The 14,380-nt window shown below is 36.4% G+C and carries 10 protein-coding genes and 1 tRNA gene; 4 read left to right on the top strand and 7 right to left on the bottom strand.

The window, feature by feature from the left end; all coding sequences use genetic code 11:
• Positions 1–38 precede the first annotated feature (38 nt).
• On the top strand, positions 39–2,570 hold the full coding sequence (locus tag FA047_RS16840; RefSeq protein ID WP_136837254.1) for an NACHT domain-containing protein: 2,532 nt from the start codon (positions 39–41) through the stop codon (positions 2,568–2,570).
• Between the two features lie 63 nt (positions 2,571–2,633).
• On the opposite strand, the gene FA047_RS16835 is transcribed toward FA047_RS16840, so the two are convergent.
• The 3 genes from FA047_RS16835 to FA047_RS16825 all read right to left on the bottom strand — a co-directional run bounded on the left by FA047_RS16835 (position 2,634) and on the right by FA047_RS16825 (position 5,371).
• Positions 2,634–4,235, bottom strand: coding sequence for a S8 family peptidase (locus FA047_RS16835; protein WP_136837253.1), 1,602 nt, complete (start codon positions 4,233–4,235; stop codon positions 2,634–2,636).
• A 136-nt stretch (positions 4,236–4,371) separates the two neighbouring features.
• Positions 4,372–4,809, bottom strand: a complete 438-nt coding sequence (locus tag FA047_RS16830) for an RrF2 family transcriptional regulator (protein WP_136837252.1) — start codon at positions 4,807–4,809, stop codon at positions 4,372–4,374.
• A gap of 55 nt (positions 4,810–4,864) precedes the next feature.
• The gene (locus FA047_RS16825) at positions 4,865–5,371 is read right to left on the bottom strand and encodes a GbsR/MarR family transcriptional regulator (RefSeq protein ID WP_136837251.1); all 507 of its coding nucleotides are present in this window, start codon (positions 5,369–5,371) and stop codon (positions 4,865–4,867) included.
• A 129-nt stretch (positions 5,372–5,500) separates the two neighbouring features.
• On the opposite strand from FA047_RS16825, the gene FA047_RS16820 reads away from it, so the two are divergent.
• On the top strand, positions 5,501–6,829 hold the full coding sequence (locus FA047_RS16820; RefSeq protein WP_136837250.1) for a sigma-54-dependent transcriptional regulator: 1,329 nt from the start codon (positions 5,501–5,503) through the stop codon (positions 6,827–6,829).
• Here the strand turns inward: FA047_RS16820 and FA047_RS16815 are convergent.
• The 3 genes from FA047_RS16815 to FA047_RS16805 are packed head-to-tail and all read right to left on the bottom strand — an operon-like array spanning position 6,814 to position 10,742.
• On the bottom strand, positions 6,814–9,285 hold the full coding sequence (locus FA047_RS16815; RefSeq protein ID WP_136837249.1) for a hybrid sensor histidine kinase/response regulator: 2,472 nt from the start codon (positions 9,283–9,285) through the stop codon (positions 6,814–6,816). The two genes, FA047_RS16820 and FA047_RS16815, sit on opposite strands and share 16 nt — an antisense overlap.
• 58 nt (positions 9,286–9,343) lie before the next feature.
• Positions 9,344–10,321: a GlxA family transcriptional regulator gene (locus FA047_RS16810; protein WP_136837248.1), complete on the bottom strand. Its 978-nt coding sequence runs from the start codon at positions 10,319–10,321 to the stop codon at positions 9,344–9,346.
• 46 nt (positions 10,322–10,367) lie between these two features.
• The gene (locus FA047_RS16805) at positions 10,368–10,742 is read right to left on the bottom strand and encodes a hypothetical protein (protein WP_136837247.1); all 375 of its coding nucleotides are present in this window, start codon (positions 10,740–10,742) and stop codon (positions 10,368–10,370) included.
• Positions 10,743–11,047: 305 nt separating this feature from the next.
• Between FA047_RS16805 and FA047_RS16800 the strand changes: the two genes are divergently transcribed.
• Positions 11,048–11,120, top strand: a tRNA-Thr gene (locus FA047_RS16800).
• Between the two features lie 18 nt (positions 11,121–11,138).
• Here the strand turns inward: FA047_RS16800 and FA047_RS16795 are convergent.
• The gene (locus tag FA047_RS16795; RefSeq protein ID WP_136837246.1) at positions 11,139–11,621 is read right to left on the bottom strand and encodes a hypothetical protein; all 483 of its coding nucleotides are present in this window, start codon (positions 11,619–11,621) and stop codon (positions 11,139–11,141) included.
• Between the two features lie 234 nt (positions 11,622–11,855).
• Here FA047_RS16795 and FA047_RS16790 point away from each other — a divergent pair, with 234 nt between their 5' ends.
• Positions 11,856–14,297, top strand: a complete 2,442-nt coding sequence (locus FA047_RS16790) for a glutaminase family protein (RefSeq protein ID WP_225872767.1) — start codon at positions 11,856–11,858, stop codon at positions 14,295–14,297.
• Positions 14,298–14,380 lie beyond the last annotated feature (83 nt).

The raw sequence follows: 14,380 nt of genomic DNA, 5'->3' as shown, positions 1-14,380 counted from the left end.
GTTATGATCAAGAATTTAACGCTCAATTATAATGTTATATGGATGAAACATCTATCTTAAACGAACTTAAAAGCTTAATTCTATCCAAGACAGGCATTCGAACAATTACGCCAGCTGATTGTAAAAGAATTTCGATTGAGATTAGCAAAACTCTGAATAAGAACGTGAGCGAAACAACGATTAAACGTTTGTTTGGATTTGCTGTGGTTAAACATAATTTTTCAAAATTTACGCTAACAACCCTCTCAGAATACGTTAACGAAGAATATCTTGATGTTAACCACGTTTCGGCAGGTGCTAATGCACAAAGCTCTTTACAAAACTGGAAAGAACTTCATGATAAAGCTACACGGATTACAGACTTTACGCTTAAAGGAATTAAGAACCGTTCGGGAATGCCTTACGAGATGACCATAAGTAGGAAGTTTGCTGAACATGACTTTGAGGACTTTTTTAAAAGCGACCATAGTTTTACCTGTTTTATTTCTCAGCCGGGCTATGGAAGAACTATCCTCTTAAGCCATCTCGCAGAAATATTCATCAACGATAGGCAACCTATATACAAAAACTCCACAATGCTTTTCGTCACGGCATATGGGTTCTTTAATAAGGAACATATGACTTTGAATTTCGAGGATCAGTTGAAATTACAACTTGGAATACATCCAAAAGATAGTCTAATTGATTATGCTAATAAAAACTATAAATCAACCGGAGGCAAACTGGTTATAGTAATTGATGGATTTTCTGAGTTAGTTTTGAGGAGAGATTTAAAAAAGCAACTTTTCGAAAGCATCATCAATTTTATCTGTAGTGTGGAAAATAATAAATCCATAAAACTTGTGATGAGCATGAGATCTACTACCTGGATTAGATTCTATGATTGCATCAGACACTCATCATATTTAAAAACAAAATGGTTTCCTGGAAATTATTTCAATCTGAATGATGTATCGAATGTACCTCCTCTTACAGAAAAAGAAGTAAATCTGATCCTGTCTAAAATTCACCGCCTGAACTCAACTGATATAAATCCAAAATTAAAAACTCAGTTAAAATTCCCATTTCACATACAATTATATTATCAACTAAAGGAAGAAGACCCTCACTTTAACTATTCAACGAATATTACTTTTTATGAGTTGATATCCAGATTCATTCAGGATAAAATATACAGATCAAACTATTACACGGAAAAGATATTATTCTTGAAAAAAATAGTTCAACTTACAAACTTTGGAAATAAAGGAACAGCCGTTCCAAAAGACGACTTAATAGGTGAATTGTCTGCATTTAAAAATGCATATATGGAACTTTTGTCGGACGGGATATTAATGGAAGAAAAAAGCCATGAACAGTTTCATCCAAAAGAGTTCGTTCGTTTTATTCATCCTAACATATTTGAATACTTTCTTTTTATAGAACTGCTGGAAAAATTCCATCTAAGAGTAGATAGTGAATTCTTTAACTATATTAGAAAAGAATATACTGGCAGTCAATCCAGATTTCAACTTTTACAATGGACAATACGGTTTATTGTGAGGACTGGAGATTTGGGAGCTTTGATCAGTATCTTTGATTTAGAACTCAACAACTATGAACGAAGCTATCTGGTTTTATTCATTGCCGAAAATCTGGACTATAGAGCTAAATATAGTCCGGAAACAATAAAACTCCTAAGAGAGCACAACCTTCATGACAGAATTATCAAGGAATTAGTCAATTTCGATTTCATAGATGCCTGCTATAAAGAATCTATAAATGTTCTCCTTAAAGTTGTAGATACCGAACAAAACCGTCTGGTTTATCATTCTTTATTGGCAATTTTTGACATTCTAAGCTTGAATCCTGAATTAATTAGCAGTAGACTGGAAATATTATCGAAATTCCAATCGGACAACTGGATTGTCAGTCCTAATGCAATCGTTAAGTTAATCCACGCAAAGATTATAGACAATGAAGCACACGGGGAAGGGTTAATTGAAAGTCTGGAAAAATCGTTGGCTGCAAAAAAGGAAGCTGACCCTACACCCGACAAGGCGATATCCTATGTATTAATTATGCTTTTAGGATTATTTTACAAAGATCATAAAGCAAACTTGCGCCTGATTAAAATGATTCTGGACCAAAATGGAAAGGTTTTTAATCGGGATTCTCCTTTCTTAATATTTGCCTTAAGCAGATACGGCCTGATAAATTCCATAATTAACCCTGGCAAAAAAGCTGACCAGCTTGAAAATATATTGATTATGCTCGACCAAAATAAATCAAGATTTAAAATAACCAGATATGCTGAGTCGATTATCCGTATGATGCAAGCTTATCAGTTGAAACATAAAAAACAATACTCCATGGCATACAATTTTTGCCTTGAACCACTGCATCTTTTCAAGACAAATGGCTTAAATATGAATTGTCTTTTTATCTATAATCTCATTATTGAAATCTTCATGGAGGCCAATGATACAGTAAAAGCAAATGAATATAAATATGAGAAACTGTGTTTTATAGAAGACAACAATATTCCAAGCCTAATCTTTTTACCCTCCAATGAGATCAAAAAATTTTAAGTTAAAACCCCTCATCAATCATCCTTTAATGCGATCGATCAATGAGGGATCATTGATAAGCTTCTATTTATTTTTATACTCTGCAGCCAGCTTAAATGCATTATAAGCATTCACAATTCCACCCGTTATACAAAGATCGCTAAAAGGTACAGTTTTACTGTTATCTTCTTCATCCTTAATTACAACAGACTGTTCCACTTTAACTACCGACTTCATTATGATCTCTTTGATTTGCAAAGCAGTCAATTTTGGATAATAAGAACGAATCAATCCTGCGAGACCTGCAACTACAGGTGCTGCCATACTTGTTCCATCTAATTTTTCATATTTTGATCCTGGAACAGTTGAATTAATATTTACACCGGGTGCGAATACATCAACTTTTGTTTTTCCATAATTTGAAAAACTTGCTTTAATAGAACCATCGTTCTCCCAGCCGGAAGCACCAACAGTTAACCATGCAGTAGCTGCTCCCCCACTCAAATAATCAGGATTAGGATAATTAGCTTTTACCTCCAGATCTTTATTGTCATTACCAGCAGCATGAATTAATAGAACATCTTTTGATACTGCATATTTAACAGCTTCATCAACGACGTTCTTATCCCAGGAATAACTTTTGCCAAAGCTCATATTAATTACTTTGGCACCATTATCGACCGCATATCTAATTGAATTTGCAACGTCCTTATCCCGTTCATCTCCGTTTGGCGTACTACGTACTCCCATGATCAATACATTATCCGCAACACCACGAATTCCAAGATCATTGGTTCTAACGGCAGCAATAATTCCTGCAACATGTGATCCATGCTGAGCATCTGGACCAGCCACATCGTTATTACCGTAAAATTTTTCTTTCACATTATTTGGGTCATCACCAACAATAGACCTTGGATCATAATCAAGATTTAGATTATAATCTATTTGGGACTTGAAATGATCATATCCGGGAGTAATCTGAGTATCATAAAACTCTTTAAAACTAACATCTTTCAATTGTTGAACCATAATGCGTTGTATATTGGCTTCCATCTGGCCTGTCGGTGTAAACGCTTTAAAGTCCTCAGTAGAAGGATTTTCTTTACCAATCTTTTTCACCACGTTATCAACCGCAATCTTAAAACCACCGAAACGCTCCAATCCAATTCTAGCTTCCGCCAGTTCCTTATCAAATTCCACCTTATTCTTTTTATAGGCTTCAAAGGCTGCAAGGTCAGCAGGCGCTACAGATGTCGCATCAGCATTAGCAAATCTTACATTGTCTCTGCGAATAAGACGGGTCAATTCAAGTGTTTCATGATTAACAGACCCTTTAGCAGAGCCTAGAAAGTTCCAGCCATTTACGTCATCTATGTAACCATTCTTATCATCATCCTTGCCATTACTAGCCTTCTCCCTTTTATTAACCCAGACGATAGATTTCAAGTCTTCATGGTTAATATCCACACCCCCATCGAGAACCGCAACAATTACTGGAGTCGATTTTTTCCCCTTTAATAACTCATTATAAGCTTTTTCAGTACTGATACCGAATGTTGTGTCAGCTTTTAAATCCAGATTCTGCCAGTTGGGCTTTTGCGCAAGTGATATAAAAGGTAATGCAGTTAATAAAGAAATTCCCAGCACACGACAGCGGAGAATATTTACGTTTATTTTAATCATATATACAAATTTTAGACAAAGTTAGGTAATTATAATATCAAGGAGTGATTATCATATGTGTGATTATCACCAAGTCATAAACGATAAAACCAGACTTTTAATCTGGTTTGCATAAAAAACGAGAAATAATATCTGATTACAACATGCTATTTCCATCTGTTTCTCTTGCTATAACATCAGCAATTGAAGTTTGTGCCAACACATTTAATGTGGCATCTCTTACGTCAATAAATGTTTTTCTGATACCACAAGTTACCTCATCATGACATTCATCACATTTCCGGTAAAATTTAAGACTTGCACATGGGACCATCGCAATAGGCCCATCTGTAATCCGCAGGATGTCGGCAAGAAATATATCTTTAGGATCTTTATTTAAGCTATATCCTCCCCCAGCTCCCTTTTTGCTATAAAGGTAGCCAGCATTACGCATATCCAGCAGAATCTGCTCCAAAAATTTCCTGGGGATCATTTCCTGTGTAGCCAGTCTTACGATTTGCATTGGAGGATTTTCCAGATTCTTACCAAGAGCAACCAGTGCCTTTATTGCATATTTTGTTTTCTTAGACAGCATATAACAAAGCTAAGAAAAAAGATTTATGTAACATCAAATGATTTCTGGCATAAACTTATTTAAACATTTTAAAAATAGAACCCCAAAACCAGCTCTCTTCTGCCTTAAGCATAGCTTCTAATGTTTTATTTACATTTTTTGCTAATTTATTAATATCTCTTACTGTACTCTTAAATACCCTATAATTGGGTTCTTTCTCACTCCCCTCTACATCTGAAAGTTCATTCAAAAGTTTAATAATTGGATCCAGCTCTCTTTTCTTTCTTTCCTGCGCAACCTGTCTCGCAATATTCCAACTATTCTTATCTGCAAAAAAGTATTCCTTACGCTCTCCTGGCCTATGCTGCTTATCCACCAGACCCCAGCCTATTAAATCTCTTAGCGTCATATTAGCATTACCTCTTGAAATATTCAGTTCTTGCATAATATCCTCCGTGGTTAGTGACTCAGGAGATATTAACAAAAGCGCATGGACTTGAGCCATAGTCCTGTTAATCCCCCATTCTGATCCAAGTTTACCCCATGCCTCAATAAATTTCAATCTCGCTTCTGTTAATTCCATACTCAAAGTTAACCTCAACTATTGTATTTTCAAACATTACTGAAAGTAATCATGAATAGTTATAATTTATACCTATGCCATTTTCATGTTGCTTTTTGTATTTTTGTTACCTATTTAAGCGAAATCCCTATGGCAAAAATACTAATCATTGAAGACGATCTGACTTTCTCCCAGATATTAGAGGTTTTTTTAAACAAACATGGATTTGAGCCTTATGCCGTAAACGAAGTTAGAAAGAGTTTTGCTTTAATAGAACAACAAAACTTTGACCTACTGCTAATAGACTATAGATTACCCGACGGAACTGGTTTAGATGTATTATCCTATTTAAGAGAGAGGGGATTGATACAGCCTACAATAATCATGACAAGTTTTAATGATGTGAAGACGGCAGTAAAATCTATACAACTTGGTGCATTTGACTACATTACAAAGCCCGTAAACCCTGACGAATTGCTAATGATCATTAAAAATGCATTAGAAAAAAAAGAAGGCAATGAGTCAGTTTCTTCTATTGAACATACAGATGCTATAAAAGGAAAAAGTCCTATAGCTGATAAACTCTATGAGCACATCAACCTAGTTGCACCTACAGATATGACTGTAGTCATACAGGGAGAAAGCGGAACGGGTAAAGAATATGCTGCAAGGGCACTCCATATGCAAAGCAAACGAAAAAACAAGCCTTTTGTCGCTATTGATTGCGGAGCATTATCCAAAGATTTGGCTGCCAGCGAATTATTCGGACATGTAAAAGGAGCATTTACAGGAGCTTTAAATGACAAAAAAGGGCAATTTGAAGCTGCAGACGGGGGTACCTTATTTTTGGATGAGGTAGGGAATTTGAGCTATGAGGTGCAGGTGAAATTATTACGGGCACTCCAGGAAAGAATCATTCAACCTTTGGGAAGTACCAAGACAAAAAAAGTCGACGTTCGAATCATTACAGCGACAAACGATGATCTTAAAACAAGCGTTGGCAACGGCACGTTCAGGGAGGACCTCTACCACCGATTAAACGAATTTAAAATACAACTTCCAGCGTTACGTGACAGAGGAAAAGATCTCGAATTATTCATTTTACATTTCATTAAGCTTTCAAATACCGAACTAAACAGGAATGTTAGGGAAGTAGCTCCACAAGCTAAAGAGCTGTTACTTCAGTATGATTGGCCTGGCAACTTGCGTGAGCTAAAAAATGTTATCAAAAGAATGGTATTACTAACTCCCAATGAAACCGCAGACGTAGATTCTCTTCCTGAAGAAATGATCATTGCAATTAATCAAAGCCCTAAAGCGACCGGCTCAGACTTAAAAGCTATAAATGAAGTTAATGAAAAAGCACTCATTATTGAAACACTTGTCAAAGTGAAATACAACAAATCAAAAGCGGCTAAATTATTGAACATAGACCGTAAGACGTTATATAGCAAAATGGAACGCTATGAAATAGAATAAACCATTTTAAGTAGCATTTCGATTAGCTGAAATAACTTATTCTTATCCGGAATTTGTTTTCTCCCCCTCAAATCGAGTTCATAAACTCTAAATTCAGCAGCCAGTGACCTTCCCCCAATCTGCGAAATTCTACCCGCAAGACGGTGGCAGATCAGGCATAACTTATCTGTTTCATTTTCGTTTACAGCACGTCTCAGTTCTTCTATATCATTCAAAGAATCCTCTTTAAATCTCAGCAAAATCTTGGCCAACTGTTCTTCATCTCCAAATGTCATCTTTTTTAATGAAGAAAGATCAATTTCAACCTCCGGTGTCGATTTAAATATCCGCTCGTGTAGCAAATTACCGCCTTCAAGTGCACTTAACAATTCTGCTTCTCTAAAAGGTTTCATGACTAGGCCGTCAAAGCCATTATCCAGAAGATGCTCACGTTCATCCGGCAGCACCTGGGCTGTGATCGCATATATTTTTACCTCACCGTCAATTTTCTCCTTCAATTTTCTGCACAGCATTATCCCATTCATTTCCGGCATCCTCATATCAATTAATACATGTGTTACATCATTATCCCACACTGTATTTAGTAAATCTAACGGAGAGTTAAAAATCTTATGGGCTATATGATTCTTTTTAAAAATAACGCTGCATAAATCCAGGATCAACCGATCATCATCCACAATCCACACTTTGTAATTCGCACTTAATGATTTTAATTTAGCTGGGTTTTCGATTTCGGGCTCACTCTCTAGTCTGAAGGTTAAATATACGGTAAAAACGCTACCCACACCCTCCTCACTCTTTACGTATATTCGCCCTCCTTGATTTTCAACAAGCGATTTAATAATGGTTAAACCCAAGCCCGTGCCTTTTCTATTGACAACATCATTATCGTAACTATTTGCCTGTTCAAACTCATTAAATATGCGTTTGGTCTCTTCTTCTGAAAGTCCTATTCCTGTATCCTTAACTGAAAAAGTAAAATGGAGGTTATCCTCTTTTCTTTTATAGTTTACGGATAGGGATATTTTTCCATGATTTGTAAATTTCACTGCATTTCCCAACAAATTAAAAAGAATTTGTTTCAGCCTGAATGGATCACCGTTTACATATCTTAATTCCTGTAAGTCGAGATCAGCAATCATTTTTAACGATCTAGACTCTGCCTGAGGTCGCATTATCGCAATCACTTCTTCCATGAGGTCCCTGATGTCAAAAACTTTGTTTGAAAAAGTGAACTTACCTGAAATGATCCTGTTATAATCCAGCACCTCATTTACAATTTGCAATAAATGTTCCGATGAATTATAGATTGCATCTATATCTGTACTTTTTGGATGCTCCTGATGCCTTATTAATTCAGAATAACCAATTATCGATTGTAATGGAGTACGAATTTCATGGCTCATATTTGAAAGAAATCGCTGCTTCGCCTGTCCATGATACTCGGCCTCATCCCGCGCAAGCTCAAGTTCATTTCTATAACGACCACTTTTACTTATGTCAGTCAAAATCAGATAAAGCAACAAACCAGTCAACAGTACAAACACCAGCATAATCAAACTTATTGTGGTAATACTAGTATTTACAACTTTTTTTGCCAGAATCCCATTTATTTCAATCTGATTGACTACCTCACTTTCTACCTGTCGTAACACATCAAGCATTTGACTAATCAGCAGGCTATTTGCATTAGCCAACTCTGCTTCTCTATTCAAAAAACTGGCATTTTTTTTCCGTTGTTCTTTTTCAATAATTCTTATAGACTCCTCCAGATTTTTAGCCATCCTGTCTTCAGCTGATAAGGCTATAGTATCTCTTTTTACCTTTTCTTCGCTAATTATTTTGAATGAATTGTCTTCAGCTGGTCTTTTCCGGCCAAATAATTTGCTTAAAAAATTTCTTGGCTTTTCGTCAGGATAGATAGTCGTTGTCGACGTTTTTTCCTCTGTTGCTAAAATAGTGCTATCAGCCTGCTCACCACCTCTGGACACAATATTATTTAGATTTTGAACCTGTTCAGAAAAGACACTATTATTGACCAAACGTTCTCGAACAGTAAGGTAATTTATAAATTGTTTGTCTCTCTGACTCAACAGCCGCTTTATTTTATGTATGCGATCCAATTGAAGGCTGTCACCACTATAAAGCAAAGCCAGGCTGTCTAGTGTCATCCGCAGATCTTTAGACTGTTTAAAGAGCTTGGCATAATTTCTAGGATCGTTGAATGCTTGCTTCTTTTGAAGCTGGTCCAAACTCCCTATTCTTCTGGAAGTGACATTTACGATCCTTAACCTTTCACTAGGTGCTGAAATGTGCTCCACAGTGTTAAGCATCTCTTTAAATGCAACTCTGCTGACTCCCCATGCCATAAATAAGGCAAAACACGCCAATAGAAGCGAGATGATTACTTTACCTTTTATGGAACTAATGAAACTCTTTCTGGGGACATTGCTCATTCTCTTACTTTAATATATAACGGCAGACCATACACGAAGGTATAAGTCTTATACCAAGTTAGGCCATAATACTTCTATTGTATTTACTCCGATATTGTATTGGCGACAAGCCGGTAATGCGTTTAAATGTAGTTCTGAAAGCCTTGTTGTCTGTATATCCAACCTTGTACATTACTTCATTTACATTTTCACGGGAAGACTCCAAACTTACTTTTGCTGCCTCCATTTTAACACGCTGTATGTACTCGACTATTGTATTCGAAGTTGCCTTTTTAAACCTGCGTTCCAGATTTCTTCTTCCAAGAGCCTGCATATCAGCGAGCTGATCAATAGTAATTTTTTCACTGAAATTGTTCTCTATGTACTCCTGAACTTTCTTAACACACTCGTCCTCATGCCCCTTTTGTCCTTGAAATATCGTAAAAGATAATTGGTTTTCCCTATCCAGTTCAATAGCAAATACTTTAGCCGAGAGTACGGCTATTTCCCTACCGGCATATTTTTCAATCAAATACAAAATCAGATTCAGGTAAGAAAAAGCACCACCACTTGAATAAATACCCTGTTCATCAGTTATGATCTTCTGCGTGACAAGCTGTACATCTGGAAACATTCGTTTAAAATCATTCTCAGCCAACCAATGCGTAGCACATTTTCTACCATTTAATAACCCTGTAGATGCTAATAAAAATGCCCCAAGGCAAAGGCTTGCTATTTCAGCCCCTTGACTGTACTGTTTAACAATCCAGGGAATAAAATCACGATTCTTTTCAAGGGCAGACTGCATTTCTCCATCAATCGCCGGGATAATGATTAAATCTGTTTTTTCAACATCTTCAATTAGTAAATCAGTATTTACTGTAAATAACCCTCCACTCACTAAGGTTTCCTTTGAAAGCCCGATTAATTTCACCTCAAAAACAGGATCAAGGCCTTTAGCTTTATAGAACTCGTTAACTTGTGAAAATAATTGTCGGGAGCCCTCAAGACTTCCCAAAATAGCCCCTTTAGGAACCAAAATGGATATGTGTTTCATAATATAAATCTAAATATAGCAATCGTTATAAGCAACCCTATTTATTTCAATAATCATAATATGGGTCATCAGCACAAACTTGATAAAGCGTCTTTTTGAATCTCTGGAAATCTAACGGAATAATAAAAAAGTGATTACAATAGCTTTTTTTTATTTGTTCATCGGTTACGCCATTCTCAGAAACGATAACGGTTGGAACGTTTGTGGTATCCGGATTTAAACGTAAAGCAAAGCAGCAATCAAAAGCAGTCTGAAAATCTGAAAATGCGATAACCACAGCGTTTGGTCTGAATTTATCTAGCACTACAAAGGTGTTTTTGTTGCCTGAAGAGAAAATAACTTCAAACTCAGTGGATAGTGACCCAAACAATGGATTCACTACCTTTAGATCTTCGATTAAAATTAAAATCCTTTTAAGCATTTCTAGAGCTAATTCTTAAAGAAATATTTGCCAATATTTTCGTTTAACAAATTCACAAAACAATACTTTAGCAATTTCGCAACAAATAATACCGCAGAAATACCAACCAAAAGTTAAATAGTTTTACCATATTGAATCATCATAGAAACTTAAAGGTAATTAATAATTCATAAATATGCAATTAGTAAAACATATCCTCTTTAATCCCAATTAGCTGACAAAAATTTGCATAGAAATAATAAAAGTTTAATTTTGTCGACTTTCCAGATCATCAGATCTTTTTTTAGCCTGGTGCCAGATTAAAAGCCTTCTTAGCTCAGCTGGTAGAGCAACTGACTTGTAATCAGTAGGTCATTGGTTCGATTCTGATAGAAGGCTCTTCAAAAACCCAATTAATTATTTTTCCTGACAATCAGCAGCTATAAACGTAAACCTACCTTTATCAAAATTGATTGGTTTTCCTTTCACAAAATATGACCTGCCCAGAGTTGTTTCAATCTGTCCTACTCCAAGTATAAGTTTACCGTCTCTTTTTAGGAGGGCAAGCGGATTTTTATAAATTGTTTGACTCGACCCAATCTTGAAAGTATAATCAACATATAAGGTATCCCCTTTAAACATACCCTCAATTTCTCCATCGTTCTTGCCCTTCTCCACAAAAGTAAAGACCAGGCTTCCCTTAACCTTACCATTTTTTAATGTCTTTAGATTCAGAAAAGCCGAGTCAAGCTTGTCTGCCGAAATAAAACATTCAGTCTTAGCGACAACATTAACCGAATCGTCACTTGATGCCATCGTTGTCTTATTGTCACTTTGATTGCAGCTAAAAAAAACCAACACAGCAGCGATAGCAGGGAGATAAAAAATAGAACTTTTCATAAGAAATGATTTGTTTTTTTTGAATGGTTAATTGTTCTTCAAGATAAGTAAAAATATTTTAAGATTTATCAAAGAGATATTCATATCTGCTGAATGATTTAGCTCAAGGCTGCGGTCCCTGCATTTGACAAATTGTTTCAAATACTACTCAAATCGTCTCAATGTTCTTTTAACGAGCACTGCGTTTCATTTTTTAATTTAAACTTGTTAATCAATTTTTAAATGAACAACCAAATGAAACTTAAGCGCATTGCCTTACTCACTATGACCGCTTTTCTTTCTTTACCTGCAGTTAGCCAGGAAAGGAAAGCACCCGCATATCCATTGATTACACATGACACCTATTTTAGCATCTGGAGTGCTACAGACGAGATCAATAAGTCTACCACCACCCATTGGTCAGGCAGCAATCTTTCCTTACTTGCTCATGCGAAAGTAGATGGCAAGATTTATCGCTTGCTTGGAAAGAATGAGCTGAAATACAAAACCCTAGTTCCTGCTGCGGATGAAACACCTTATCAGGTTAATTATTTAGAAAAATCCCCCTCAACAAATTGGGCCTCTCTGAACTTCGACGACTCTTCCTGGAAAAAAGGCGATGCACCATTTGGCCACAATGCCGGTAAGCCGAAAACCAAATGGGCAAGCAATGATCTTTGGATAAGACGCAATTTTGACTTCAAAGGGAACGGTAACGAGAAACTATACCTCAAGCTATTTCATGATGATAATATCGAAGTTTATCTTAACGGGGAACAAATATACAAGCATAGCGGCTGGACTTCAGGCTTTGAGTATATTCTGCTTTCAGAAACAGCAAAATCAAAGTTGAGGAAGGGGAAAAATCTAATGGCTATCCATGTAGCGAACACAGCAGGAGGACAATACCTTGATGCCGGAATTGTCAAAGAGATTGAAGACAAAAAAGAATCGCTTATTGTGGATGCAAAACAGCAATCTGTACAACTAAAGGCTACACAAACCATTTATGACCTTAAATGTGGTGCTGTAAATATTCAAATGGCATTTACTTCTCCTCTCTTATTAAATGATCTTGACTTATTGTCTCGCCCTATTTCTTACATTTCCTTTCTTGCCAAGTCAATGGATGGGAAATCCCATGATGTACAGATCTCTTTTGGAGCCTCCACAGATATTGCGGCAAATAATTCCATGCAGGAAGTTAAAGCGGAGAAATATACATCCGGGCAGATCGCTATACTTAAAGCAGGTACAACAGAGCAAACACTGCTTACAAGAAAAGACAATGATTCAAGAATAGATTGGGGGTATTTATACCTGGCAACACCACTGGACCAAAATTCCTCTCAATTTATAGCAGACAGCTTCGGAATAAGCAATAAAAAAAGCAATGCTTCAACCGGAAAACAGCTTTTTTTAAATACAACTCTAAATATGGGTAAAGTATCGACTCAAACAAAGGCACAATATGTAATGCTTGGTTATGATGATTTATATTCAGTTCAGTATTTCGGAGAAAATCTGAAACCCTGGTGGAAAAACACTACAGATGACACCATTGAAAAACAACTAAATAAAGCGAGTAAGGATTATACTTCAATTATAAAAAAATGTACTACGTTCGACAATGAGATGTATAATAAAGCTCAGCAAATCGGCGGAGTTAGTTATGCTAAATTATGCGAGCTGGCCTATCGTCAATCCATATCAGCACATAAGTTAGTTAAAAGCCCGCAGGGTGACATCTTATTCCTTTCTAAGGAAAACTTCAGCGGGAGCTTCATCAACACTGTAGATGTAACATATCCTTCCGCTCCATTGTTTTTAGAATACAATCCAGAACTGATGAAAGGAATGCTAAATGGCATTTTCTATTATAGTGAAAGCGGAAAATGGAGCAAGCCTTACCCGGCTCACGATCTTGGAAGTTATCCCTTGGCAAATGGACAGACTTACGGAGAAGACATGCCGGTAGAGGAGGCAGGCAATATGATGATCATTACAGCCGCTATTGCAAAGGCAGAAGGGAATGCCGAATATGCCAGAAAGCACTGGAAAACGCTTACCACCTGGGCTGAATACTTAAATAAATATGGCTTTGATCCTACAAATCAGCTGTGTACAGATGATTTCGCTGGACATATGGCAAGAAATGCTAATTTATCCGTAAAAGCCATCGTTGGATTAGGATGTTATGCCATGCTAGCCAACATGTTAAAGGAAAATGAAGTAGCTAAAACATACAACACAATTGCAAAAAAAATGGCGCTGGATTGGATGAAAATTGCAGACAATGGAGATCATTATGTACTTGCATTTGGAAAACAGGGAACCTGGAGTCAAAAATACAATCTTGTATGGGACAAATTACTGGCATTAAATATCTTCCCGAAAGAAGTAGCACAAAAAGAAATCAAGTATTACCTTACTAAACAAAATGCTTATGGATTGCCTCTGGATAGCAGAAAATCATATACGAAATCTGACTGGATTTTATGGACAGCTACTCTGGCAGATCAAAAATCTGATTTCGATAAACTTATTCAGCCCGTTTATAAATTCACTTTAGAAACCAATCCGCGTGTCCCCCTAACCGACTGGCATGAAACTGAAACAGGAAAAAAGGCAGGCTTTCAGGCAAGAAGTGTGGTTGGCGGGTATTTTATCAAATTCCTTGATAAGAATCTGAAATAAAGGTTCGCCTGAATTCAAACCAGTTGATGCACTACATATGCGGACCTGGGAATAATCATAAGGGCATAAAAAAAGCCTTGATG

Source organism: Pedobacter frigoris, from assembly GCF_005116445.1.
Taxonomy (GTDB): domain Bacteria; phylum Bacteroidota; class Bacteroidia; order Sphingobacteriales; family Sphingobacteriaceae; genus Pedobacter; species Pedobacter frigoris.
This window is presented reverse-complemented; position numbering and strand designations above follow the sequence as displayed.